This window comes from Streptomyces sp. P9(2023), from assembly GCF_032436795.1.
Lineage (GTDB): Bacteria > Actinomycetota > Actinomycetes > Streptomycetales > Streptomycetaceae > Streptomyces.
The window spans coordinates 180,883-205,366 of the sequence record NZ_JAUPWM010000006.1; the positions used below are offsets into that span (position 1 = coordinate 180,883).

Genomic DNA, 24,484 nt, shown 5'->3' on the forward strand with positions numbered 1-24,484 from the left:
AGCCGTGCTGTCAGTGCGGGACCGGGTCGGCGTAGCCCCTGCGGCGGGCCGCCGACGGGCGGCAGCGGAGGAGGCGGGCCACTGTCAGCAGGCCGCCGCGCAGCGCGCCGTGGCGGCGCAGCGCCTTGACGGCGTACGTGGAGCAGCTGGGCGTGTACGGACAGCACGGCGGACGGGTCGGGCTGATCTCGTCCCGGTAGAACCGCACGCCGGTGTACAGCGCTCCCGCCACCCGCCCCGCCGGTCGGTCTCCGGCCGGGTGGTGGCCCGACGAGGGCCGCACCAGGGCAAGGAACAGGGCCGGGAGCAGTGTCATCGCCATTTGGGGGCAGCACTGCGCCGAACAGGCGACGTACTGGTCGAGGCAGCCCGCGCAGCAGCCTTCTTCCTTGTCCTCGCGCCCCCGGCGCTTGCGGGCACGCCCGGGCCCCTTGGTCGTTGTCATTTCGTCCCCTCCACGATCGTAGGGATCTTACGTACCACTCGCGGGGGCACCTGGGACGGGCCCGCCCCTGGTGGGGGCGGGCCCGTCGGCCGCGGTCAGCGGCCCGTCGTACCGGCGGTCGTGCCGACCGGCGCCGGGGCGTAGCCCGTGGGCCGGGCGGTGAACGTGCCCCGGCCCTGGGTCCGGCCGCGCAGCCGGGACGCGTAGCCGAACAGCTCGGCCAGCGGAACGGTCGCCGTCAGGACGGCCGTTCCGGCGCGCGCGGTCGATCCGGAGACCCGGCCGCGCCGGGCCGCCAGGTCACCGAGCACACCGCCCACGGCGCTGTCGGGCACCGTGACCGTGACCTCGACGACCGGTTCCAGGAGCACCATCGCGCAGGCCCGCAGGGCCTCGCGGAGCGCGAACCGGCCGGCCGTGCGGAACGCCATCTCCGAGGAGTCCTTGGAGTGGGTCGCCCCGTCGGTCAGCGTCACCCGCAGGCCGGTGACCGGGTGGCCGCCGAGCGGACCCTCCGCCAGCGCGTCCCGGCAGCCGGCCTCGACCGCGCGGACGTACTCCTGGGGCACGCGGCCGCCGGTGACGGTGGAGGTGAAGGCGAACTCGCCCTCCTCGCTCGCCCCGACCGGCTCGACGTCGAGGACGACATGCGCGAACTGACCAGCGCCACCGTCCTGTTTGACGTGCCGGTAGACCAGACCGGTGATCCCGCGGACGACCGTCTCCCGGTGGGCCACCTGCGGTCTGCCGACGGCGATCTCCAGGCCCTGGGCCCGGCGGATCTTCTCGACGGCAACCTCCAGGTGCAGTTCGCCCATGCCCGAGAGCACGGTCTGCCCCGTCTCGGCGTCGGTGCGGACCGTCAGCGAGGGGTCCTCCTCGACGAGTCGGGCCAGCGCCGATGCCAGCCGGTCGGTGTCCAGGCTCCGCCGCGCCTCGACCGCGACGGACACCACCGGATCGGCGGGCGTGGGCGGTTCGAGGAGCAGCGGGGCCGAGGGCGCGCAGAGCGTCGCACCGGGGCGGGCCGCCTTCACGCCGACGACCGCGACGATGTCCCCGGCCCGGGCGGTGTCCACCTCGGTGTTCCGGTCGGCCTGCACGCGCAGGATCCGGCCGACGCGCTCGGTGCGCCGGGCTGCCACGTCGAGCACGACGTCCCCCTTTCCGATGGTCCCCGCGTACACGCGGAGGTAGGTGAGCCGCCCGGTGGCGGTCGAGTTGACCTTGAAGACGAGCGCGGCGAACGGTTCCGCCGGGTCGGCGGCCCGCTCCTCCACGGCCCCGTCGGGCGGGCCGTCCAGGGTGCCGCGCACGGACGGCACGTCCAGGGGCGACGGCAGGTAGGAGACGACGGCGTCGAGCAGCGGCTCCGTACCCCGGTTGCGGTACGCGGAGCCGCACAGCACGACCACGCCGTCGCCGGTGCGGGTCAGGTCGCGCAGCGCCGCCGTGAGCGTGTCGGCGCCGAGCGCGTCCGCCGCGCAGAACTCCTCCAGGGCCTCCGGATGGAGCTCCGCGACCGCCTCCTCCAGGGCCCGGCGCCGCAGCCGCGCCTCCGCCACGAGCCCCTCGGGCACGGGGCCCTCGGTGTACGTGTCGGCGTCCGCGGCCCAGACCAGGGCGCGCATGCCCACCAGGTCCACGACGCCGGTGAAGGCGTCCTCGCGGCCGATGGGCAGCTGGACGACGAGCGGCACCGTGTGCAGGCGGTCCCGGATCGACGCGACGGCGGTGTCCAGGTCGGCGCCCGCGCGGTCCAGCTTGTTGACGAAGGCGATCCTGGGGACGCCGTGCCGGTCGGCCTGGCGCCAGACGGTCTCGCTCTGCGGTTCGACCCCGGCGACGGCGTCGAACACGGCGATCGCGCCGTCGAGGACGCGCAGCGAGCGCTCGACCTCGTCGGAGAAGTCGACGTGTCCAGGGGTGTCGATGAGGTTGATCCGGTGACCGTCCCAGTCGCAACTGACCGCCGCCGCGAAGATGGTGATGCCCCGGTCGCGTTCCTGCGCGTCGAAGTCGGTGACGGTGGTGCCGTCGTGGACCTCGCCGCGCTTGTGGGTGGCGCCGGTGAGGTACAGCATCCGCTCGGTGACGGTGGTCTTGCCCGCGTCGACGTGGGCGAGGATGCCCAGGTTACGGACGCGGTCGAGTGGGCTGGTGGCGAGCTGACGGGAACGGGAAAGCGGGGTACGCACGGCCCGGACCTTTCGGTGGGTACGAGAAAGGGCGGCGCGATTCCCGGACGAAGCGGCCCGGAGGCGGGCGGAGGACGACCTCGCGGCACACGGCGCGCGTCTCAGGGCGCGCCGGGCCGGCGGGGGTCAGGTGTTCGTCACGGGGTCCGGTGGCGGCCGCGCAGCCGGCACCGGGGAGACCGGGACGTCAGGATCACGTCGTACCGGGACCGGGGAACGACGACGGTGGTGTGGCAACGCACGGTCGGGCTCCCCTCGTTCGGTCTGCGGCGCGCACACCGTGATCTCGGTGGCGCGTGCTGCGAGTGTAGGGAGGGGAGCCCGGTCGGGTCACCGGATTTTCGGGAGGTCCCGCTCGGCGAAGTACCGTGCCACGTCCGCGTCCGTGACCTCGGCGAGCGTGGGCGGTGTCCAGTGCGGGTCGCGGTCCTTGTCGACGACCTGGGCGCGGATGCCCTCGACGAGGTCGGCGGAGGACAGAGCCGTGTGGGAGAGCCGGAACTCCATGTCGAGGACGGCCTCCAGGGAGTCCGTGCGCCGGGCGCGACGGAGGGCCGCGAGGGTGACCTTGAGGGCGGTGGGCGACCTGGTCAGCAGGGTGTCCGCGGTCTCCTTGGCCGCCGGAACACCGGAGTCGAGGAGCCGGTCGACGATCTCCTCCACGGTGTCGGCGGCGTAGGCGGCGTCGATCCAGTCGCGGGCCGCGGCCAGCCGACCGGGCGGCGCCTGCCGCGCGAACCGGGGCAGCACCTCGTGCGCGGGCGCCCGGGTGAGCTCCTCGGCCAGCCGGGGAAGGTCCTCGGACGGCACGAAGTGGTCGGCGAGACCGGTCAGGAGGGCGTCGGCGGCGCCCGCCGCCTCGCCGGTCAGGGCGAGATGGGTGCCGAGCTCGCCGGGCGCCCGGCTCAGCAAGTACGTACCGCCGACGTCGGGGACGAAGCCGATGCCCGTCTCGGGCATGGCCACCCGGGAGCGTTCGGTGACGACACGGACGGAGCCGTGGGCGGAGACGCCGACGCCGCCGCCCATCACGACGCCGTCCATGAAGGCCACGTACGGCTTGGGGTAGCGCGCGATACGGGCGTTGAGCCGGTACTCGTCCCGCCAGAAGCCGAGGGTGGCGGTGCCGCCGGCCCGGGCGTCGTCGTGGATGGCCCGGATGTCGCCGCCCGCGCACAGCCCGCGCTCCCCGGCACCCTGGATGACGACGGTCTCGACGGCCGGATCGTCCTCCCAGGCGGTCAGCGCCTCGTCGATGCGGAGCACCATGGGGTGGGTGAGCGCGTTGATGGCGCGGGGCCGGTTGAGCGTGAGCAGGCCGGCGCGCCCTTCGGTGCGTACGAGGACGTGCGGACCGTCGACGGCGGTCCTCGCGGGGCTCGGGGACGTTCCCGCGGTCATCGCGTCTGCTCCGCCGGAGCGGGGGTCTGGATGCGTCGTCTCATGGTGTCCCGTCACTTCCCTCCGAACGATCTCGCGGCCCACCGTATCGGGACAGCGAGACGGGAGAACGCACGCCCCGGGCCGCCCGGTCCGGGCCGTCGAGGGCGGCTGTGGCGGGGTGACGCCATGCTGCTGCCTCCTGAGAACACCCTGTTCGTGCCGGGTCCCCACCCCGCGCTGCTGTTGGGGACGCCCCTGTCCACGAGGACCTGCCCGCGCTGCACGCGCTGCACGCGCCGGACGGGGCGGACGGGGCGGTGCCGTCGTGTCCGGGGTGGAGTGTCGTTCCGCGGCTCACGCTGTGTGTGGTGGACGGGCCGGCGGACGCCGGGTGCGTCGTGCCGGCCTTCGGCGCGCCGGTGGCCGGTGGCGCGGGGACGCCCGACGACATGGCGGGCTGGTGCGAGGACGTCGAGCGGGCGGGCGGCGCGGTCGTCGTCTCGCTGCCGGAACTGCCCCGGACGCTCGACTGGGCGTGGCTGCTGAACGGCGGTGCCGCCCGGGGCGGGTTCGTTCCCGTGCTCCAGGCCTGACTCCCGGGGTGCGTGCACACTCCGGAACGGGGGCTTTCCCCCAGCGCGGTTGAGTACGCGCACTCAGGTCCAGAGGGCCGGGGCGTTCGTAGCCTGCCTCGTATGAACAGTCATCAGGCCGTCGCGGACGGCCCTCTCCGTGTCGGGATCACCGGGGTCGGCGCCTGTCTGCCCGAGCAGGTCGTGGATTCGGAGCGGCTGCGGCGGCGCGTGGTCGCCGGGAGCGGGATGGCGTTGCCCGCCGGGGTGTTCGAGCGGGCCACCGGGATCATGACGCGGAGGGCCGTGCGATCGGGTGAGTACGCCTCCACTCTCGCGGTGGGGGCCGCCCGGCAGGCGCTCGGGCGGGCGGGAGTCGAGCCTGCGGACATCGACCTGCTGGTGTTCGCCTCCGCCACGCGCGACATGGTGGAGCCGGCCACCGCGCACATCGTGCAGGCCGAACTGGGTTCCCGGGCACACGCGTTGGACGTGACCAACGCCTGCAACAGCTTCGTCAACGGCATCGACCTCGCCCGTACGATGATCCTGGCCGGGCGCGCCCGGCGGGCCCTCGTCGTCACCGGTGAGACCCCGAGCCGCGCCGTCCGGCACGACCCGGCGGACCTGGCGCAGTTCCGGGACGGGTTCGCCGGCTACACCTTCGGCGACGCGGGCGCCGCCGTGGTCCTGGAGACGGTGGACCGGGGCGGGATCCTCGACGTGGACAGCGAGACGCACTCCGAACACTGGCCGGTCGGCGGGATATTCGGCGGCGGTTCGCGTCATCCGCGGGGCGACGAGCACACGTACTTCCAGGGCGACGGCAGCGAACTGCGCGAGGTGTTCGAGAAGGTGGGCACCTCGGTGCTCGACCGGATGCGGCACCGTACGGGCCTGGACTGGCGTCACTTCCGCTACGTCCTGGTCCATCAGGTCACCGTGCCGTATCTGGAGCGGTTCGTGGAGATCACCGGCGTCCCCGAGGACCGGCTCGTCGTCACCGTGCCCGAGCTCGGCAACATCGCGAGCGCGACACTTGGCGTCCAACTCGACCGGGTGTACGACGAGTTGAGTCCTGGGGACCGGGTGCTGCTGGTCGGTCTCGGCGGTGGGGTCAGTCTGATGACGATGGTCTGGGAGAAGTCATGAGCGACACACTGTGGGTGGTGGTGCCCGCGCATCAGGAGGCCGCGCGCATCGGCGACACGCTTCAGGCGCTCGCCGCGCAGGCGGACCGGGACTTCCAGCTGGTCGTGGTCGACAACGCCTCCGAGGACGACACCGCCACGATCGCCCGCGCCTTCGGTGAGCACGCTCCGTTCCCCGTCCATGTGCTCGACGAGCACGACAAGGGCGTGGGCTGCGCCGTGGACACCGGCTTCCGGTACGCGATCGAGCACGGGGCCGCGCTGCTCGCCCGTACGGACGCGGACTGCCTGCCGCACCCCGGCTGGACGGCCGCCGCCCGGGCCGCGCTGCGCGACGGCGCGGGTCTGGTGTGCGGCCGGATCGACGCCCGCCGGGACGAGCACGGGCCGGTGGGGCGCGCCGCGTTCCGTACGCTCGTGCGCGTCGCCGCGGTCTTCGGCCGGGTACGGCCCGCGCACCGGCGGAGCCAGGGCTACCTCGCGCCGTACCGGATGCACGCGGGCAACAACATGGCGATCACCGCGCGGCTGTACGAGGCCGTGGGCGGGATGCCCCGGCGGCCCTCCCCCACCGACCGGCTCTTCCTGAACCGGGTGCGGCGGTCGACGACGGCCATCGTGCACGCCCGCGACATGGTCGTGGAGAACTCGACCCGGCGGTTGCGCGCGTACGGGATCGTCGGCACCGCCCGCTGGTACCTGGACCGGGGACCTGGGCAGCACGGAGAGGACCCGCGCTGATGCTGGACGCTCTCGACCACACCCTGCGGGCACACCCGGACCGCCCGGCCGTGCTCGGTACGACCCGGTCCGGCGCCGTCCGGACGAAGGCGACCTGCGGAGAGCTCGCCGACCTCGCCGACGGGTACGCGGGCGCGCTCCACGAGCGCGGACTGCGGCGCGGCGACACCGTCGGGGTCGCGGTGCGGCCCGGGCCGCGCGCCCTGGCCGTCATGCTCGCCGTGCACCGGCTCGGGCTGCGGGCGGCCGTGCTCGACCCGGGCGCGGGCCCCGACGTGCTGCGGGCCCGGCTCGCGCTGGCCCGCCCCGACATCGTGCTCGCCGACGCGACGGCCCAGGCGGTCGCCGGCTGGGCGCGGCCGCTCGCCCGCCGGGCCCGGCTCGCGCTGCCGGACCTCGCGGAGCTGGGCGGCCCCGTGGCCACGGTCGGCAGGCGGCTGCCGGGGTGCGCCCCGGCCCTGGAGTCGGGGGCGGGCGGCTCGGTCCTGCCGCGTGCGGTGGACGAGGACGGGGACGCGGTGATCGTCTTCACCTCGGGCACGACGTCGCGGCCTCGCGCGGTCGTCCACACCCGTTCGTCGCTGGCCGCGGGCATGGCCACGGTGACCGATCTCGTACGTCCGGAGGCGGGGCGGGCCGTGCTGGGCGGTACGTTCTTCGTCCTCGTACCGTCGCTCGCGAGCGGCGCGCCGGTGGCGCTGCCGGCACGCTCGGCGCAGGTGCTGGCCCGTCAGATGTGCCGACTGGCGCCGCAGGCAACGTACTTGACGCCGCCTCAGCTGAGGGCGGCGCTGGCGGCGGACGCGCGGTTCGGGGGCCGGGTGTGGACGGGTTCGGCTCCCGCGAGCGCGGAGCTGCTCACCCGGGTGCGGCGGGCGGGGGCGGCGGAGGCCTGGGGGGTGTACGCGCTCACGGAGCTGTTTCCCGCCGCGGCGGTGGAGCAGGCGGAGAAGGCGGCGTTCACGGGGGACGGCGATCTGGTGGGCGCGCCGCTGCCGGGGGTGACGGCGCGGACCGGTCCGGGCGGCGAGCTGCTGCTTTCCGGCCCGGCGGCGCGGCACCGCTACCTCGGGGAGGACCCCGAGCGCTGGGTCGGCACCGGTGACCAGGGGAGGACCGACGGGGCCGGGCGGATCGTCCTCGCGGGCCGCTGCAAGGACATGGTCCTGAGGCGGGCGGAGAACATCTACCCGGGGCTGTACGAGCCGGCGCTGCACGTGCCCGGCGTCGAACTGGCCCTGCTGGTGGGCGTTCCGGCCGCGGACGGCGACGAGCGCCTGGTCGCCGTGGTCCAGCCGCACCGGCAGGCCGACCCGGACCGCGTCCGCGCGGCCCTCGCGGCTCCCCTTCGGCGGATGGGCACGGCCCGCCCGGACGCGCTGCTCCTCGCCGACATCCCACTCGCGGGCCGCTCCCGAAAGCCGGACCGCGCGGCAACGGCGCGGCTGGCAGCGGGGCGGATGCCGGGGGCGGCGCGATGAGGTCCGGGCGGGAGCACGCGACGCGGGCAGGGGTACGGGTGGAGCTGGGTCCGGTCCTGACGGACGGGGTGGCCCTTGGCGCGGGCGCGGGGGCCGCCTTGCAGGCCGGACCGGATGCCGCCGCCGGGCGCGGAATGCGCACTGCCCTGCGCGCGGTGTCGAACGCCGGCGCCGGGGCGGACCTGGGGGCGGAAGCGGCCCCGGGACCCGCCGCATCGGATGCCGACCGGATCCCCGACGGGGCCGGCACGGGAGGTCGGCCGGAGGGCGGCGCCGTGGCGCCGGCGGGTGGCGTGGCCGCCATGCGACGGGCGCGGTGGCGGGATCGGCGGGTGTACACGCGGTCGCATCCTGTGTTGTTCGCGTTGCTCGCGGCGGTGCGGCGGCGGGCGGTGGTGCGGCTCGGGCGTGCCGTCCTGGTGAGTGGTACCGAGGCGTACCGCGAGGCCCTCACGCGGATTCCGCTGGACCGGGCGGCGGCCGGGACCACCGGTGGTGCCGCGCGTGAACTCTCCGGTGGGGGGACGCTGTTCGACCAGGAAGGCGCCGATCACCGCGACGCCCGGCGCGCCGTCGCCGAGGACCTGGGCGCGGCCGGGGTGGAGCAGCTGCGGCCGGTCTGGCGGGCGGTGCTCGACCGCGAGCTCGCCCCGCTCGCCGCCGGGCAGCCCGTCGACCTCGTCCCGCTCGCCCGCGAGCTCGCCGGGGCGACCGTCCGGGCCATGCTCGACTGCCCGGCCGGCGCCACGGCCCTCGCCGAGGCTGCGGGAGACGCCGCTGCCGCCGCCGTACGCGATCACCTCCCCGGCCCGCGACCTCCGGGCACCGCCCGCGCGGCGGCCAGGGCGACCGCGCGCCTGGAGGCCCTGCTCGGCGGCGGAGCCACTAGCACGCCGTCGCGCACGGCGCCCACGTACCCGCACCGCGGCAAGCGGTCGCCCGGCACAACACCCCCGTGTCCAGGCGGGGATCGTCGCAGCGATCCCCCGTGCGACGGACCGGGTACGCATCCCAGCGCCCCGGGGCCCCGCCCGCGTCAGGCGCCCACGCCCTCCCACGACGACATCGCCCTGCGCGCCATGATCGCCGTCGCCGCCGTCAACACCACCGTCGCCGCGCTCCCGCGCGCCGTCGCCTGGTGTGCCGACGGCGGGCTGTGGGAGCAGGCGGCGGACGATCGGCTGCGGCCCGTGCTCGTCGGGGAGTTGCTGCGGGTCGTCGCGCCGTCGCCGTTGTTGCCGCGCGTGGCGGCCGCCGACGCCGTGCTCGAAGGGTGCCCGGTGAAGGCCGGGGACCGGCTGGTCCTGGTGGCGCGGCATGCCGTGGGCGCGGACGTCGATCCGCCGGACGCCCACCGCCCCGCCCCGCCCGCCGTGAGCCGGCTCGTCTTCGGCGCCGGTCCGCACGCCTGCCCCGGCGCACGGCTCGCCCTCGCGCAGCTGGACGACGTCCTGGCCGCGCTCGCCCCGTACCGTCCGGCCGTCGTCACCACGCGCGTGGACCGGCGTGCCGCGCTGCCCGGCTGGCGCCGGCTCACCGTCCGCGCGACGACCACCCCCCGCCCCCGTACGGAGAACCCCTCGTGATCACGATCGCCGTCACCGGAGCGAGCGGCTTCTGCGGCTCGCACGTCGCCGCCCTCGCCGCCGCCCGCGGCGCCGAGGTCCTGTGCGTGGGGCGGCGGCCGGGGCCGGTCGGCAAGCACGTCCCGTGGGACGCCGAGAGCGGGCCGCCCGACCTCGCCGGGGCCGACCTCGTCGTGCACTGCGCGGCGGCCGTCGGCGACCCCGTGTCCGGTTCGCCGGCCGAGGCGACCATGCGGGCCGTGAACGTCGACGGCACCGCCCGGCTCCTGGAGGCCGCCGCGGGCCGCCCGGTGGTCTGGGTGAGCAGCTCCAGCGTGTACGCCCCGGGCCCCGGCCGGGACCGGATCACCGAGGACCATCCCGTGCGCGGGCAGCTGAACGCCTACGGCCGTACGAAGGCGGCGGGCGAGGCCCTCGCACTCGCGGCCGGTGCCGTGGTCCTGCGGCCGCGCGCGGTGTACGGGCCCGGCGACCCGCACCTGGTTCCCCGGCTCCTCGACCGCGTACGGGCAGGCCGGCTGCTGCTGCCCGGCCCCGACGTCGTCCTGAGCCTGACGGCCGTCGAGAACCTGGCCGACGCGTGCCTCTCCGCCGCCGACTGGCGCCCGGGCGCGTACAACATCGCCGACCCCGTTCCGTACCGCCGCGACGAGACGGTCACGACGGTCCTGCGGGCGCATGGCGTACGGGCCCGGATCCATCACCTCCCGCTGCCCCTGGCCCGGGGCGCGGCCGCTGCGGCCGAGGCCCTGGGGCGCGTCCGGCCGGGCTCCGAGCCGCCCCTGACGCGGTACGCCGTCGATCAGCTCGCCCACCGTGTCGTCCTGGACGTCTCCAAGGCGGAGTCCCAGGGCTGGCACGCCGCCCGCACGCTTGCCGACTACGTCACGGCCTCACCGGTCTGAGCGTGCCGCTCGGCCGGACACGGAGCGTCGCCCGTCGTGGACGCGCCGCGCCGGGGAGCACGGCAACAGGACATGCCCCATCACCTGATGTATGCCTTTCACATGGATGCCCGCCGGCGCGACCCCGCCTCACGCCTCTCCCGGCGTGGCGGGCGGCTGCTGCTCAGCGCTTCGTTCTCGCTGATCGCGGTGGTCACCGTGGTGGACATCCTGGCGCCGCCCGAGGTCCATCTGGGGCCGTTCCTGATCGCCGCGCCCGCGGTGACGGCCTCGTTCGCGGGGCCGCGCATGACGGCGTTCGTCGGTGCGGTCGCGGTCCTCGCGCAGTCGGTGGTGGCGATCGTGCGGACGAGCCTGACCGACCTCAACCACACGTACCAGATCGTCGCGCTGATCCTGATCTCCATCATCGTCACCTTCTTCGCTCACCTGCGCGAGGTGCACGAGAGCAAGGTGACCCAGCTCCGCTCGATCGCCCAGGCCGCCCAGAGCGTCGTCCTGCGCCCGCTCCCCCACCGGGCCGGCCCCCTGCACATCGCGTCGGTCTATCTGGCCGCCGAGGAGGAGGCGCAGATGGGGGGTGATCTGTACGCGGCGGCCCGTACGGCGTCGGGGACCCGGCTGCTGATCGGCGACGCCCGGGGCAAGGGACTCGACGCGATCAGCGAGGCCTCCCTCGTGCTCGGCGCCTTCCGGGTCACCGCCCGCCGGGAGACCGAGCTGCCCGCGCTGATCGGGCATCTGGAGGCGGGCGTCGGGTCGGCGGAGGAGGCGGCGGACGAGACGGTGTCCGGAGCCGGGGTGCGCGAGGCGGCCGACGACGCCGACGAGGCCTTCGTCACCGCCCTCGTCCTCGACATCCCCGATCGTGAGCCGGTGGTACGGCTGGTGAACTGCGGGCACCCGCCGCCGCTGCTGCTGCGGCGCGGGCAGGTCGTCCCGCTCGACACCGCCGACGCGAGCCCTCCGCTCGGACTCGCCGACGTACTCCCCCCCGACGTCACCGTGGAGACCTTCCCCTTCGACGTCGGTGACGTCCTGCTGCTGTACACGGACGGGGTCGTCGAGGCCCGGGACCGCACCCGCGCCTTCTACCCGTTGGGGGAGCGGCTCGCCGTCTGGGTCGGCGACGATCCCCCGACTCTGCTCGGCCACCTCCGGGACGACCTGCGGGCGTACGCGGGCGGCCACCTCGGTGACGACGCGGCCCTCGTCGCCGTCGAACGCCTCGCCCCGAATCCCCCGAATCCCCCGACTCCCTGACCCCCTGACCCCCTGGACCCCCGAAGGAGCGCGCGATGCCGGCGGACGCGAGTTTCGGCACGTCGTACTGGATGCGTGGCACCCCCTCCCCGGACCGCCCCGCCCTCACCGAGGATCTCTCGACCGACGTCGTCGTCATCGGCGGCGGCATCGCCGGCCTGTGCACCGCGTACGAGCTGGTCCGCGCGGGCCGCCAGGTCGTCCTCCTGGAGGCCGGACGGATCGCCGGCGGGGTCTCCGGTCACACCACGGGCAAGCTGACCGCGCTGCACGGCCTCACCTACGCCCGGCTCCGCGACACCCACGACGCCCTCGCCGCCCACCGCTACGCCCTCGCCCAGCGGGACGCCCTCGACCACGTCGTCCGACTCTGCGAGGAGGCGGGCGTCGACGCCGAGCTCGAGCGGGCCCCCGCCTACACGTACGTGACGGACGCGCGGCGAGCCGACGAGGTCCGCGCCGAGGCGGCGGCCGCCCTGGACGCCGGGCTCGACGCCGCGTACGTGACGGAGACCGACCTGCCCTTCCCGGTGGCGGCGGCCGTCCGCCTGGACGACCAGCTCCTCTTCCACCCGCGCAGATTCCTGCTGGGCCTCGCGGACGACTTCGTCGCGCGCGGCGGCACGATCCACGAGCACACCACGGTCACGGAGTTGAAGGAGCACGCGGACTGCCGGCTCACCACCGCGTCCGGTCACACGGTCCGCGCCCGGGACGTCGTCGTCGCCACGAACTTCCCGCTGACCGTGCACAGCTCGCTGCTGGCCCGGCTCGCAGTGCGGCGCGAGCTGGTGGTGGCGGCCCCGGTACCGAAGGACCGGGCGCCGCAGGGCATGTACGTCACCCCCGAGGACCGTACGCGTTCGGTGCGGACCGCTCCGTACGACGACGGTCACCGGCTGCTGATGGTGACCGGTGAGGCGTTCGTGCCCGGCACGGACCATGCCGGGGAGCGCCTGGAGCGGCTCACCGGGTGGGCCCGGCGGATCTTCCCGGGTTTCGCTGAGGCCACGACGACGTACCGGTGGGCGGCGCAGGACGTGCGGTCGGCGGACCACCTCCCGTACGTCGGCCATGAGCACCCGGACACCCAGCATGTCTTCGTGGCCACCGGTTTCGGCGGCTGGGGCATGAGCAACGGGGTGATGGCGGGGCGGCTGCTCGCCGCCCATGTGACCGGGGGGCCGCGCCCGGACTGGACCGAGCTGTTCGATCCGCGCCGCCACCTGCCCCTGCGGGAGTTCCCCGATGTGGTCAGGGCACAGGCGTCGGTGGCCCGCCACTACGTGGTCGCCCGTCCGCCGCGCTGCACGCACATGGGCTGCGAGCTGGGCTTCAACGAGCTGGAGGACGCCTGGGAGTGCCCGTGCCACGGCTCGCGCTTCGCGGCGGCGGACGGCCGGGTGCTGCAGGGGCCGGCGACCCGCCCCCTGCAGCCGTCGGACGCCGCCCCGCCGTCGCGGGAGGCCGCGGTGCCCGAGCCCCCGCAGTGACGCGGGGGCGCGCCCCAGGTCAGCGGCGCAGAGGGCCCTCGCAGCGGAAGTCGGACGTGCCTGCGCGGCCGTTCGACCAGATGTCGACGGGTCCGAAGGAGCAGTTCATGTCGTTGAAGTTGTCGCCGCCGGTGCGGCTGCGGTCGAGGACGAAGTAGTCGACGGTCTCGGACATGTCCTTGAAGACCTGGTCCGGGTCCGATGCCGCGCCGAGGTTGGCGGTGATCCGGCCGGTGCAGACGAAGCGCGGCAGCGTCGGGTCGCCGTTGCCCGTGCAGGTCGGCGTGTTGCTGGTGGCGGCGGCGAAGGCGGCCCGTATCTGGTCGGGGGTGGCGTGCCGCAGTCCGGCGGTCGGCTCGTGTCGTGTGTCGGGCACGAACAGGTCGTCGACGTCCGCGATCTGCCGGTCGAGGAAGGCGTCGTAGTCCCGCTGGGTGCCCGCGTCCCTGCCGACGAGGCCGCGCCAGGTGTCGTAGCCGCGGACGTCGCCCGCCCGGAGGTAGCCGTACATGGCGCGCAGCTGGTCCGGCCGCTCGGTCCACAGGTATTCGAAGAAGGTGCCGGCGTACGCGTAGAAGCGGAAGCCGTCGCCGTCGTAGGTGGCGTGCAGGATCTGGTCGACGGTCATACGCGGGCCGCCGCCGGCGGTGTCGCCGATGACGCTCTGCACGAGGGACTTGCGGACGCGGATGCCGTCGTCGCGGGTGGCGCCGTCGAAGAACTCCGCCGTGCCCTCGTCCATGGCCGTCGTGCGGTCCTTCTCGTACCACGGGCCCTCCCCGAAGAAGCCGGGGACGGCGAACCGGCCGTTGAGGTAGTGGACGTACTCGTGGCGGAACAGCTCTTCGAGGGTGAGGCTGGAGTCCTGCGGCACGCGGCGCTGGTACGTGTAGAAGGTCGCGCCGCGCTCGATGTAGACGCCGCCGTTCTCGGTGCCCATGCCGGTGAGGATGGGGTGGTACGTCTCGTAGTCCTGGCGGGAGGCGTAGAGGACCACGGTGAGGGCGGTGTTGGGGTCGCCGGCGAGCGGCTGCTCGCTGCCGAGCACGCGGTGGAACTGGGCCTTGACCTGCTTGCTCGCGTAGTAGAGCTGGTCGACGGTGGCCCGGTCGAGTCCGGTGCGGACCTTGATGGCGCCGTTGTCGTAGCTGTACGTGTACGGGAAGATCCTGGCCTCGATGTCGGCCTTGCAGACCTTGTACGGGGCGCACGCCTCGTAGAAGTTGAGCCAGCCGACCAGGGAGGCCCAGGGGGCGCTGCCCGTGCCGAAGGTGGTCTCCACGGGGCCGAGCAGTCCGCCGAGGTCGCTGACGATGCCGGTCCGGAGGCTGTCGATCTGGCCGAAGCGGCCGTACTCGCCGAGGGCGTCCCGCACGATCCAGGCGTTGGCGGTGCCCTTGAGGTGGCCGTGGCCGGCGAAGGCCTTGAAGGCGGCACGGTAGGCGGGGTCGCGCTCGGCGGCGGCGCGGAAGGCGGTGTCCTGGTTGCCGGGGTAGACGCCGAGGTAGTTCACGGAGAGCGCGGCGAGGGCGGCGCCGCCCCAGGTCGGGTCGGTCGCGGTCTGCGGGTGACCAGCGCCCATCCGGGCCAGGACCTTGGTGATCAGGCCGAGTTGGTGCTGTCGGAGGCCGGGGGCGCTGCCGGTGTAGAGAGCCTCGCGGAGGGTCTGGGCGTTCTGCGGGGTGACGTCGAAGGTCCGCGGGGCGGTGGCGTAGGCGCCGGTGGCGGAGCGCATCGCGGCGACGGTGGGGGCGTCGGTGATGTCGATCTCGGACCGGCTGAAGTCGTGGTAGGCGACGGCGTGGAGGTAGGTGAACATCTCCAGGAGACGGCTGGAGTTGCGGCCGTCGTGGCCGGCGGCGAGGCCGGCGATCCGCTGCGCGACGGCCTGGACGTGGGCGTCGGACATGACGGGGGCGAGGCGTGCGTCCCAGGTCCAGATGAGGCCGCGCAGACAGCCGTCGGCCTGGACGGCGGGGTCGGCGAGGAAGTCGGCGAGCTGGGTGGGGGTCAGCGTCGTGATGCCGTCGAGCGTGCAGGGCACCCCGGCGGCGGTCGTCTCGGCCGCCGCTGCCCGTGCGGCGGTGCGGGCCGGGTCCGTGGTGCGCGGGGCGGTCTGGGCGCCGGGGACGCGGCCCTGGGTGATGCCCCGGGGCGCGGCGGCGGGACCGGTCTTCGCGGCGGGGGCCGTCGCGCGCCGCTCGACCTCGTCGTGCGGATTCGGGTTCGTCTTCGAGGCGTACGCCGCCGGTGCGGCCGGTCCGGTGACGCGCGGGGAGACGGACGCGGGGGTCGTGGTCGGGGCCACGGCCTGGGCGGAGGAGGCGAGCGGTGCGGTGAGGCCGGCGGTGAGCACCGCTGCGAGCAGGGTCGTGCGCACGGTTCTGTGCTGGGACACGAGGTCTCCTGTGGGGGTGAACTTGGTTGGGAGGCAGGGAGGTTGGCATGCCCCTGCCCTGGGCATGCCGGGTAACATAGCAATGTGAAATTGCACTGAGAAGCCTTATGCACCGTCAGTTTCCGCGCCGGATCCGCCCTCATGTGCACCGGAGACCCGCCCCAGGGGTCAGAAATCCAGTTCACGCAGGGTCTGTTGAGCACCTTGGCAAGCCGAGTGGCATGTGAAATATTACTGACGTGCCCACGAGACACCCTTCCACGGCGGCCGACGTCATCGTCGTCGGCGCCGGAATGATCGGCGCGGCCTGCGCGTACTACGCCGCACGCGCGGGCCTCTCCGTCACCGTCGTCGACCGCGGCCCCGTCGCGGGCGGTACGACCGGGGCGGGCGAGGGCAACCTCCTGGTCTCCGACAAGGAGCCGGGCCCGGAGCTGGACCTCGCCCTGCTCTCGCTCCGCCTGTGGCTCGAACTCGCCCCCGACATAAGGGCGGAGACCGAGTTCGAGCCCAAGGGCGGTCTGGTGGTCGCCTCGGATCCGGCCGGCCTCGACGCCCTGCGCCGGTTCGCCAAGGAGCAGGGAGCGGCCGGTGTCGAGGCGTACGAGATCCCCGGCGACCGGCTCCACGACCTGGAGCCGCACCTCGCCGAGGGCCTCGCCGGGGCCTTCCACTACCCGCAGGACGCGCAGGTGCAGCCGGCGCTCGCCGCGTCCCGGCTGCTGCGCGCGTCGGGCGCCACGCTGCGCCTCGGCGAGGAGGTCACCGCACTGCTCACCGGGGCCGACGGAACCGTGCGCGGAGTCCGTACAGCGACCGGAGCCGAGCTGTACGCACCCAACGTGGTGAATGCCGCGGGGAGTTGGGGCGGCGCCCTCGCCCGGCTCGCCGACACGGACCTGCCGGTCCTGCCGCGTCGCGGCTTCGTCCTGGTGACCGAGCCGCTGCCGCGCGTCGTGCGCCACAAGGTGTACGCGGCCGACTACGTCGCCGACGTCGCGAGCGACTCGGCGGCGCTCCAGACCTCCCCGGTCGTCGAGGGCACGCCCGCCGGGCCGGTCCTGATCGGCGCGAGCCGGGAGCGGGTGGGCTTCGACCGGACGCTGTCGCCCCGGACCGTGAGCCGGCTCGCGGCGGGCGCGGCACGTCTGTTCCCGGTCCTGGCCGGCGTACGGGTGATGCGGGTGTACGCGGGCTTCCGCCCGTACCTGCCCGACCATCTGCCGGCCATCGGCCCCGACCCGCGCGTCCCGGGGCTGCTGCACGCCTGCGGCCACGAGGGCGCGGGCATCGGACTGGCCCCGGCCACGGGCCTGTTGATCTCCCGGTTCCTGACCGGGGCCGCCCCCGATCTGGACGCCCGGCCCTTCCGTCCGGGGCGGTTCTCCGAGGAGACTCCGGAGGACCTCTCGTGACCCGGCTCGATCCGTACTCCGTGTACTCCGTCCCCTTCGGCTGGGAGTGAGCATGCTCCGTCGTTCCAGGCCCCGCGCCGAGCGAACCGACCGTACCGAACGCGCCGCCCGCGACCCGCTCTCGCTCGTCGATGCGAGCCCGTCCGGGCCGCCCGTCCCCTTCACGTTCGACGGGCGGCCGATGACCGCGCTGCCGGGGCAGTCGCTCGCCGCCGCGCTGTGGGCGGCGGGGATCCTGGCCTGGCGCACGACCCGCGTCGGCGGCCGGCCGCGCGGGGTCTTCTGCGGGATCGGCCAGTGCTTCGACTGCCTGGTCACCGTCAACGGCCGCCCGGGCCGCCGCGCCTGCCTCGTCCCGGCCGCACCCGGGGACGTCGTCACCACCCAGGAGGGACACGGCCGTGCCGACCTCGACACCCCCTGACGGCCCGGAGCGGCGGGACGCGTCCGTCCCGTACGACCTGGTCGTCGTCGGCGCCGGACCCGCCGGGCTCGCGGGGGCCGTCACCGCCGCCGAGCGCGGGCTCTCGGTGGCGCTGCTCGACGGCGACGCCCAGCTCGGCGGCCAGTACTACCGGCATCCCGCACCCGGTCTCGGCGCCGCGCGGCCGGAGGCCCTGCACCATGACTACTCGGCGTTCGACGGGCTGCGCAGGCGCTGGGAGGCGAGCGGCGGCGTCCACCTCCCCGAGCACCACGTCTGGACCGTGACGGCCGAGCGGGCCGCGGGAATCCGGGGTGCGGGGGCGGACGGCGGCTCCTGGGCGGTGCACGCCGTCACCGGGCCCGACGGCGACGGGGACCGGCCGGCGCTGATCCGCGGGCGGGCCGTCCTCCTGGCGACCGGTTCGGCCGAGCGACACCTGCCCTTCCCCGGCTGGACGCTGCCCGGGGTGGTCGGCGCGGGTGGCGCACAGGCGATGCTCAAGTCGGGGCTGGTGCTGCCCGGTGGGCGGGCCCGGCCGAGGGTCGTCGTGGCGGGCAGCGGTCCGCTGCTGCTTGCCGTGGCGTCCTCCCTGGTCGCGGCCGGCGCCCGGGTGCCGGCGCTGGTGGAGGCGGCCGGCTATCTCGGTTACGTACGCCGGCCCGGCGTCCTGGCCATGGCCCCCGACAAGTGGGCGGAGGCCTTGGCGCACGGCGCGCCACTGGCCGCGCACGGGGTGCGGCCGTACGTGCGGCACGCCGTGGTCCGGGCGCACGGTACGGAGCGGGTCGAGGCGGTGACCGTGGCCCGGCTCGACGGGGAGTGGCGGCCCGTCCCGGGCACGGAGCGGCGGATCGCCTGCGACGCGCTGGCCGTGGGGCACGGCCTGGTCCCCCGCATCGACCTGGGTACGTCACTCGGGTGCGCGACGCGCACGACGGAGGACGGCGCGGTGGCGCTGGTCGTGGACGCGAGTCAGCGTACGTCCGTGCCCGGGCTGTGGTCGGCGGGCGAGACGGCCGGCGTGGGCGGCGCCCGACTGGCCATGGTGGAGGGTGAGTTGGCGGGGGCGGCGGTCGCCGTGCGGCTGCGGGGGTGCGCGGCGGAGAGCCCGCCCGCGCGGACCCGGTCGCTGCTCCGGACGCGGTCGCGGTTGCGCGGATTCGCCGCGTTGATGACGGCCGCGCACGCACCGAGGGACGGCTGGGCCGACTGGCTGGACGACGGTACGGAGGTGTGCCGCTGCGAGGAGGTCGAAGCGGGGCGCGTCCGGGAGGCCGTCGAGGGCCTGGGCGCCGGTGACGCCCGGACGGTGAAGCTGCTGACGCGGGCGGGCATGGGGTGGTGCCAGGGGCGGATCTGCGGCCCGGCGGTCGCCTGCCTGGCCCGCGGCGCCGGGCGAAGGGGCACGGACGCGGATCCCGTGCACGGCCCCCTGCCCGGCTCCCCCGAACGGCGTCCGCTGGCCGTGCCGGTGACCCTGGGGGCGCTGGCGGCACTGGACGAGGCCCTGGACCTCGCGCCGGACGGCGACCGACCTCGTACCACCACCGAACCGACATGACGATCCGGATCCGGATCACCCCACGGCACACACCGCCTCCGCCGCCGCCCGCCACTCGTTCCTGACGAAACATCAGTGCAATGTCACATCTCATAGATGAAGGGCTCCCTGTGACCGTCACTCCTGCCCCCGCCGAATGGACCGTCGCCCGACCCTGGCGCGGCATCATGGTCGCCACCGCGCTCCCCTTCCATGACGACGGCCGGTCCGTCGACCACGACGCGTACGCCGCCCATGTCCGGTGGCTGCTCGACAACGGCTGCGACGGCGTGGTGCCGAACGGTTCGCTGGGCGAGTACCAGACCCTGAGCGACGAGGAGCGCGCCCGGGTCGTCCGTACGGCCGTCGAGGCGGCGGGCGACGGGGCGCGCGTCATGCCCGGGGTCGCGGCCTACGGGAGCGCGGAGTCGCGGCGCTGGACCGGGCAGGCCGCCGAGGCGGGCTGCGGTTCGGTGCTGCTCCTCCCGCCGAACACCTACCGCGCCGACCCCTCCGCCGTCCGCGCGCACTACGCCGACGTGGCCTCGGTCGGCGTGCCGGTCGTCGCGTACAACAATCCGCACGACACGCGCGTCGACCTCACTCCCTCCCTGCTCGCCGGGCTGCACGCGGACGGTCACATCGTGGCGGTGAAGGAGTTCAGCGGCGACGTCCGCCGGGCGTACGAGATCGCTGAACTCGCCCCCGAACTCGACCTGTTGATCGGCGCTGACGATGTCCTCCTGGAACTGGCCCTCGCGGGCGCGGTCGGCTGGGTCGCCGGTTACCCGAACGCCTTCCCGGCCTCCTGCGCGGAGCTGTACCGGGCCGCCGTCAGCGGCGACCTGGACCGCGCGCTGCCGCTGTACAAGGCCCTGCACCCGCTCCTGCGCTGGGACTCCAAGACAGAGTTCGTCCAGGCGATCAAGCTGTCCATGGACATCGTCGGCCGCCCCGGCGGTTCCTGCCGTCCGCCCCGCTCGCCCCTGACGGGTGCGGTGGAGGCCGAGGTCAGGGCCGCCACCGAGAAGGCCGTCGCCGACGGCCGGAACTGAGAGGAGCCCGCCGTGCGTACCCGTCATGTCTTCCACGCCGTCGACTCGCACACCGAGGGCATGCCCACCCGCGTCGTCACCGGCGGGGTCGGGGTGATCCCGGGCTCCACCATGGCCGAACGCCGGCTGCACTTCATCGAGCACATGGACCACGTCCGGACGCTGCTGATGTACGAGCCCCGGGGCCACGCTTCGATGAGCGGCGCGATCCTGCAGCCGCCGACCCGCCCGGACGCCGACTACGGGGTGCTGTTCATCGAGGTGTCCGGGTTGCTGCCGATGTGCGGCCACGGAACGATCGGGGTGGCGACCGTCCTCGTGGAGACCGGCATGGTGCCGGTCTCCGAGCCGGTGACCACCGTCCGGCTCGACACCCCGGCCGGTCTGGTACGGGCGGAGGTACGGGTCGAGGACGGGGTCGCCAAGGCGGTCAGCCTCACCAACGTCCCGGCCTTCAGCGCCGCCCTGGACCGCGAGGTGAAGGTGCCGGGGTTCGGCGCCGTCCCGTACGACCTGGCCTTCGGCGGCAACTTCTACGCCTTCGTCGAACTGGCCGCGCTCGGCCTTCCGTTCGACCGTGAGCGCAAGGACGACCTGCTCAGGGCCGGTCTGGCGATCATGGACGCGATCAACTCGGCCGACCGGCCCACGCATCCGCTGCACCCGGAGATCGGCGGCGTGAAGCACGTCCATCTCACCGCGCCCGGCTCGGACGCGCGGCATTCCCGGCACGCGATGGCGATTCATCCCGGCTGGTTCGACCGCTCCCCCTGCGGCACGGGAACGTCCGCGCGCATGGCCCAGTTGCACGCACGGGGCCTGCTGCCACTCGACGAGGACTTCGTCAACGAGTCCTTCATCGGGACCCGGTTCACCGGCCGGCTGATCGAGGAGACCGAGGTCGGCGGCGTACCGGCGGTGGTTCCGGTCATCACCGGGCGGGCCTGGATCAGCGGTACCGCGCAGTATTTCCTCGACCCCGACGACCCGTTCCCGGGAGGGTTCCTCATGTGAAATTGTACGCTGGTGCGGCGCCGCGCCCCGGCAGCCGGGCGGCGCGACAAGCGGAAGTCGGAGAACGGCACATGGGCCATCTGAAGCAGAGTCATCTGATCACCACCCGGGAACGTCTGCGGGACCAGGTGGCCCACGCTCTGCGCGCCGCGCTGATCTCCGGTGAACTCGAGCCCGGCGCGGTGTACTCGGCGCCGGGCCTGGCCGAGGACTTCGGCATCTCCGCCACACCGGTGCGGGAGGCCATGCTCGACCTCGCCCGTGAGGGCCTGGTCGAGCCGGTCCGCAACAAGGGCTTCCGGGTGACGGAGGTCAACGAGCGGGATCTCGACCAGTACACGGACATCCGGCTGCTCATCGAGGTGCCGACGGTGGGCCGGGTGACACTGACGGCGGACCGCGAGGAGCTGCGGGCGCTGCGGCCGATCGCCGAGGAGATCGTCGAGGCGGCCCGCGCCCATGACCTCATCGGCTATCTGGAGTCGGACCGGCGTTTCCATCTCACGCTGCTCGGCCTGTCGGGCAACGAGCGCCTGGTGGAGACGGTCGGCGACCTGCGCAAGCGGTCCCGGCTGTACGGGTTGAACGCGCTGGACGAGCGCGGTGAGCTGCTGCCGTCCGCCGAGGAGCACCTGGAACTGCTCGACCTGATGGTGGCGGGGGACGCGATGGGCGCGGAGGCGTGCATGGTCCGCCATCTCAGCCATGTGCGGTCGCTCTGGGCCCGGGACGACGCGGCCGGGCGGCCGTGGGCGGGCCGGACCGTCGGCGGACCACGCGACGCGCGCTGATCGCTCAGACCTCAGGAGAGGTACGCGGTCTCGGTCCAGACCGTCTTGCCCTCCTCCGACCAGCGCACGCCCCAACGTTCCGACAGCTCACCCGAGATGAAGAGACCGCGTCCGCCCTCGTCGGCCGCCCGGGCGCGGCGCAACTGAGGGGCGGCCCCGCCGCTGTCGGATATCTCGGAGGTGACGGTGTGGTCCACGGCGTTACGGATGAGCCGAAGCCGGATCGGTGAAGTGCCGTACCGGATCGCGTTGGTGACGAGTTCGCTGACGATGAGTTCGACAGCGAAGGCGGTCTCCTCCAGGCCCCATTCCGCCAGTCGGCGGACGGCCCAGTGGCGGGCCTCGGCGACGGAGGCCAGTTCCTGCTCGATGCCCCGTTCGGCGACGTCATCCGCGCCGAGGGCCCGGGTGCGGGCGACGAGGACGGCCGCCTGGTCGGCGGGCAGGCCGTCGAGGTCGGTGGCGTCGAGCGTACGGGGTGGGGTCAGGTGGGCGCGGAGCGCGGCCAGGGCCGGGTCGTCGGGTGCCGCGTGACCGGAGAGAAGGACGATCGTGCTGCCGGGCGGGACGGGGATCTCGCCGGCGGCGAACGGCGGTCCGTCCTCGCCGAGCGCACTGGTCTCCTCCAGCGGGTGGGTCCGCCAGTTGCCGCCAGGGGTGCCGACGAGGACGGTCTGGCGGCCCGCGCGGGCGATCGCGCAGGTCTCCGTGACCGGGTCGTGCACGGCATACACGCACTGGGCGGTCAGGCGTTCGTCCGTACCGGCGGTCGGGTGTTCCTCGTCGAGTCGGTGGGTGACGTCGTCAAGTCGGGCGAGCAGGTCGTGCGGGTCCAGGTCCAGAGCGGTCAACGCCTGGGCGGCAGAGCGGAGTTGGATCATGGCTGCGGTGGCGTCCGGCCCGAAACCGGCGATATGGCCGACCGTCAGGGCGACGCGGCTGCCGGAGAGCGGGATGACGTCGAACCAGGCGCCCGTGCCGAGTCCGGTGGGAAGGTAGCGGTGGGCGGTCTCCATGGTGCTGCCGGCGGTACGGCCGGGCCGGACGAGGTTGCCCTGGAGGGCGAGCGCCACCGCGTGGGAGTGCTCGTAGCGGCGGGCGTTGTCGACGCAGACGGCGGTGTGGGCGGCGAGGTCCGCGGCGAGCCGCAGGTCGTCGTCCTCGAAGGGGTCGGGCCGGTGCGGCCGCGAGAAGCGGGCGACGCCGAGGAGGACGCCCCGCAGGACAATCGGCGCGACGAGGGTGGGTCCGCCGGTGGCGGGCCGCTCGATGTAGGGCACGCCCCGATGCGGATCGACGACGCCATCGGCTCCAGCTCCGTCGGCCGGCGACAGTACGGTACCCACCTCAGGCGCCTCGTCGTGGTCCGGCGGCCAGACCGCCGCGCAGCGCGGTGGCTCGTCGGTCACCGGGATCACGTCGGCGTCGGGGCCGAGGAGCGGTGGCGGGGTGAGCGCGACGGCGGCGACGTCGGCCAGGACGGGTACGACCGCCTCGGCGAGTTCCTGCGCGCACCGCACGGGGTCGAGGCTGAGGCCCATCCGGGCGTGGACGCGGTGCAGCACGGCGAGCCGGCCACGGGCGCGGTCGCGGGCGGTGACGTCCACGGCGGAGGCGACGAGACCGAGCGGGTCGCCGGCGTCGTCCTCGAGCCGGAACACGGAGACGGAGAAGATGTGTTCGCGCGTGGGGTCCGCCGTCGGGTAGCCGGCGACCCGGCGGTCGAAGTCGGGTGTGCCCGTCGCCAGGACCCCGCGGAGGCGCTGCTCCATCGGCAGGGGCTCGAAGCGTTCGTAGACCTCGGTGAAGTACCGGCCGACGATCTCCCGCTCCGGAACCCCCCGCATGCCGACGGCCGCCGAGTTGACCCGGAGCACGCGTAGCTCGGTGTCGAGGACGTGCAGGCCGACCGGGGACTGGGTGAAGACGGCCTCCAGGACGCCGGAGCGGATGCCTCCGGGGAGCGGTCCGGCCGGCCAGAGCCCCCAGCGGCCGGGTCCGTCGTCCCCGTCCTCCAGGGGACCGACGGTCACGCCCTCGGTGAGTGCGGCGGCGTCGACCTCGGTCAGCAGCTCGGTCACGGGCCGGCCGAGGATGCGGTCGCGGTCCACCCCGAGCAGCCGCTCGGCCGCCCGGCTCCAGGCGACGACCACACCGCGCTCGTCGAGGACGGCGACGGCTCCACGCCCCTCGCGGCCTTCCCGGCCCGCGGGTACCTCACGCTCTGCCATCGTGCCTCGCACTGGGCGTCGGCGGACTCCTGCCGTTGTCGAGGCAGCCTAACCGCGCCCGGGGGACGGGGCATCCCGGCCGCCGCGGGCCCTGCCTCGACCAGCGCGCACGCCCGTAATCTCCGATAATGGGTGCTATGGCCCGTAAGGAAGCACCGCAGCACGCCCACTCGACCGTGACCGTCAAGGGCCGGGACATGCGGCTGCGCACGATCGGATTCGCGGCACTCGCGGCGCTGGCGATCTGGTTCATCGCCGCGAACACCGGGTCCGTCACGATCAGGCTGTGGATTCCCGAGGTGACGCTGCCGCTCTGGAGCGTCCTCACGGTCACGCTCCTGGTCGGGGTGGTCCTCGGTCTGTACATCGCCCGTCGGCGCGCCCGGCGCTGACCG

At 74.5% G+C, this 24,484-nt stretch carries 20 protein-coding genes; 15 read left to right on the forward strand and 5 right to left on the reverse strand.

The features are described from left to right. Window positions 1-10: 10 nt before the first annotated feature. From yidD to Q5762_RS11735, 3 genes are all read right to left on the reverse strand, one after another. A complete protein-coding gene (yidD, locus tag Q5762_RS11725; protein ID WP_315891951.1) occupies window positions 11-445 on the reverse strand; it encodes a membrane protein insertion efficiency factor YidD in 435 nt (144 codons plus the stop codon). A 95-nt stretch (window positions 446-540) separates the two neighbouring features. After that, on the reverse strand, window positions 541-2,643 hold the full coding sequence (gene fusA / locus Q5762_RS11730; protein ID WP_315891952.1) for an elongation factor G: 2,103 nt from the start codon (window positions 2,641-2,643) through the stop codon (window positions 541-543). A gap of 330 nt (window positions 2,644-2,973) precedes the next feature. After that, window positions 2,974-4,044 carry an enoyl-CoA hydratase/isomerase family protein gene (locus Q5762_RS11735; protein WP_315891953.1) on the reverse strand — a complete coding sequence of 357 codons (1,071 nt, stop codon included), beginning with the start codon at window positions 4,042-4,044 and terminating at the stop codon, window positions 2,974-2,976. A 350-nt stretch (window positions 4,045-4,394) separates the two neighbouring features. Here Q5762_RS11735 and Q5762_RS11740 point away from each other — a divergent pair, with 350 nt between their 5' ends. The 8 genes from Q5762_RS11740 to Q5762_RS11775 all read left to right on the forward strand — a co-directional run bounded on the left by Q5762_RS11740 (window position 4,395) and on the right by Q5762_RS11775 (window position 13,218). Next, complete coding sequence (locus tag Q5762_RS11740; protein ID WP_315891954.1) at window positions 4,395-4,619, forward strand: hypothetical protein; 225 nt, start codon at window positions 4,395-4,397, stop codon at window positions 4,617-4,619. Between the two features lie 102 nt (window positions 4,620-4,721). Continuing rightward, complete coding sequence (locus Q5762_RS11745) at window positions 4,722-5,750, forward strand: ketoacyl-ACP synthase III (RefSeq protein ID WP_315891955.1); 1,029 nt, start codon at window positions 4,722-4,724, stop codon at window positions 5,748-5,750. Further along, window positions 5,747-6,490 (forward strand): glycosyltransferase, encoded by a 744-nt coding sequence (locus tag Q5762_RS11750; protein ID WP_315891956.1) that lies wholly within the window; start codon window positions 5,747-5,749, stop codon window positions 6,488-6,490. The genes Q5762_RS11745 and Q5762_RS11750 overlap by 4 nt, the downstream gene beginning before the upstream one ends. Next, window positions 6,490-7,971 carry a class I adenylate-forming enzyme family protein gene (locus tag Q5762_RS11755; RefSeq protein ID WP_315891957.1) on the forward strand — a complete coding sequence of 494 codons (1,482 nt, stop codon included), beginning with the start codon at window positions 6,490-6,492 and terminating at the stop codon, window positions 7,969-7,971. The genes Q5762_RS11750 and Q5762_RS11755 overlap by 1 nt, the downstream gene beginning before the upstream one ends. Then, entirely contained in the window at window positions 7,968-9,557 is a 1,590-nt protein-coding gene (locus Q5762_RS11760; RefSeq protein WP_315891958.1) for a cytochrome P450, read from the forward strand. Before Q5762_RS11755 ends, Q5762_RS11760 begins: the two co-directional genes overlap by 4 nt. Continuing rightward, on the forward strand, window positions 9,554-10,462 hold the full coding sequence (locus Q5762_RS11765) for an NAD(P)-dependent oxidoreductase (RefSeq protein ID WP_315891959.1): 909 nt from the start codon (window positions 9,554-9,556) through the stop codon (window positions 10,460-10,462). Before Q5762_RS11760 ends, Q5762_RS11765 begins: the two co-directional genes overlap by 4 nt. 102 nt (window positions 10,463-10,564) lie before the next feature. Beyond that, entirely contained in the window at window positions 10,565-11,725 is a 1,161-nt protein-coding gene (locus tag Q5762_RS11770) for a PP2C family protein-serine/threonine phosphatase (RefSeq protein ID WP_315891960.1), read from the forward strand. Window positions 11,726-11,760: 35 nt separating this feature from the next. Then, window positions 11,761-13,218: an FAD-dependent oxidoreductase gene (locus Q5762_RS11775; RefSeq protein WP_315891961.1), complete on the forward strand. Its 1,458-nt coding sequence runs from the start codon at window positions 11,761-11,763 to the stop codon at window positions 13,216-13,218. Window positions 13,219-13,237: 19 nt separating this feature from the next. On the opposite strand, the gene Q5762_RS11780 is transcribed toward Q5762_RS11775, so the two are convergent. Then, the gene (locus Q5762_RS11780) at window positions 13,238-15,616 is read right to left on the reverse strand and encodes a collagenase (RefSeq protein WP_315891962.1); all 2,379 of its coding nucleotides are present in this window, start codon (window positions 15,614-15,616) and stop codon (window positions 13,238-13,240) included. Window positions 15,617-15,855: 239 nt separating this feature from the next. Between Q5762_RS11780 and Q5762_RS11785 the strand changes: the two genes are divergently transcribed. From Q5762_RS11785 to Q5762_RS11810, 6 genes are all read left to right on the forward strand, one after another. Next, the gene (locus Q5762_RS11785; protein ID WP_315891963.1) at window positions 15,856-17,031 is read left to right on the forward strand and encodes an FAD-dependent oxidoreductase; all 1,176 of its coding nucleotides are present in this window, start codon (window positions 15,856-15,858) and stop codon (window positions 17,029-17,031) included. A gap of 52 nt (window positions 17,032-17,083) precedes the next feature. Further along, window positions 17,084-17,455, forward strand: coding sequence for a (2Fe-2S)-binding protein (locus Q5762_RS11790; protein ID WP_315891964.1), 372 nt, complete (start codon window positions 17,084-17,086; stop codon window positions 17,453-17,455). Next, window positions 17,433-19,019 carry an FAD-dependent oxidoreductase gene (locus Q5762_RS11795; protein WP_315891965.1) on the forward strand — a complete coding sequence of 529 codons (1,587 nt, stop codon included), beginning with the start codon at window positions 17,433-17,435 and terminating at the stop codon, window positions 19,017-19,019. Before Q5762_RS11790 ends, Q5762_RS11795 begins: the two co-directional genes overlap by 23 nt. A gap of 80 nt (window positions 19,020-19,099) precedes the next feature. Further along, window positions 19,100-20,053, forward strand: a complete 954-nt coding sequence (locus Q5762_RS11800) for a dihydrodipicolinate synthase family protein (RefSeq protein ID WP_399494949.1) — start codon at window positions 19,100-19,102, stop codon at window positions 20,051-20,053. A 12-nt stretch (window positions 20,054-20,065) separates the two neighbouring features. After that, window positions 20,066-21,067: a proline racemase family protein gene (locus Q5762_RS11805; protein WP_315891966.1), complete on the forward strand. Its 1,002-nt coding sequence runs from the start codon at window positions 20,066-20,068 to the stop codon at window positions 21,065-21,067. Window positions 21,068-21,138: 71 nt separating this feature from the next. Then, window positions 21,139-21,858: a GntR family transcriptional regulator gene (locus tag Q5762_RS11810; RefSeq protein ID WP_315891967.1), complete on the forward strand. Its 720-nt coding sequence runs from the start codon at window positions 21,139-21,141 to the stop codon at window positions 21,856-21,858. Between the two features lie 11 nt (window positions 21,859-21,869). Here Q5762_RS11810 and Q5762_RS11815 read toward each other — a convergent pair whose 3' ends face one another. Continuing rightward, entirely contained in the window at window positions 21,870-24,089 is a 2,220-nt protein-coding gene (locus Q5762_RS11815) for a PAS domain-containing protein (protein WP_315891968.1), read from the reverse strand. Between the two features lie 137 nt (window positions 24,090-24,226). Between Q5762_RS11815 and Q5762_RS11820 the strand changes: the two genes are divergently transcribed. Further along, the gene (locus tag Q5762_RS11820; protein ID WP_315891969.1) at window positions 24,227-24,481 is read left to right on the forward strand and encodes a LapA family protein; all 255 of its coding nucleotides are present in this window, start codon (window positions 24,227-24,229) and stop codon (window positions 24,479-24,481) included. Window positions 24,482-24,484: the final 3 nt, after the last annotated feature.

Coding starts and splice junctions, on each gene's coding strand:
- Q5762_RS11800 (WP_399494949.1), top strand. CDS start 19,100: ATGTCACATCTCATAGATGAAGGGCTCCCTGTGACCGTCACTCCTGCC.
- Q5762_RS11755 (WP_315891957.1), top strand. CDS start 6,490: ATGCTGGACGCTCTCGACCACACCCTGCGGGCACACCCGGACCGCCCG.
- Q5762_RS11760 (WP_315891958.1), top strand. CDS start 7,968: ATGAGGTCCGGGCGGGAGCACGCGACGCGGGCAGGGGTACGGGTGGAG.
- Q5762_RS11735 (WP_315891953.1), bottom strand. CDS start 4,044: ATGACCGCGGGAACGTCCCCGAGCCCCGCGAGGACCGCCGTCGACGGT.
- yidD (WP_315891951.1), bottom strand. CDS start 445: ATGACAACGACCAAGGGGCCCGGGCGTGCCCGCAAGCGCCGGGGGCGC.
- Q5762_RS11775 (WP_315891961.1), top strand. CDS start 11,761: ATGCCGGCGGACGCGAGTTTCGGCACGTCGTACTGGATGCGTGGCACC.
- Q5762_RS11820 (WP_315891969.1), top strand. CDS start 24,227: ATGGCCCGTAAGGAAGCACCGCAGCACGCCCACTCGACCGTGACCGTC.
- Q5762_RS11790 (WP_315891964.1), top strand. CDS start 17,084: ATGCTCCGTCGTTCCAGGCCCCGCGCCGAGCGAACCGACCGTACCGAA.
- Q5762_RS11770 (WP_315891960.1), top strand. CDS start 10,565: ATGGATGCCCGCCGGCGCGACCCCGCCTCACGCCTCTCCCGGCGTGGC.
- Q5762_RS11810 (WP_315891967.1), top strand. CDS start 21,139: ATGGGCCATCTGAAGCAGAGTCATCTGATCACCACCCGGGAACGTCTG.
- Q5762_RS11745 (WP_315891955.1), top strand. CDS start 4,722: ATGAACAGTCATCAGGCCGTCGCGGACGGCCCTCTCCGTGTCGGGATC.
- Q5762_RS11750 (WP_315891956.1), top strand. CDS start 5,747: ATGAGCGACACACTGTGGGTGGTGGTGCCCGCGCATCAGGAGGCCGCG.
- Q5762_RS11815 (WP_315891968.1), bottom strand. CDS start 24,089: ATGGCAGAGCGTGAGGTACCCGCGGGCCGGGAAGGCCGCGAGGGGCGT.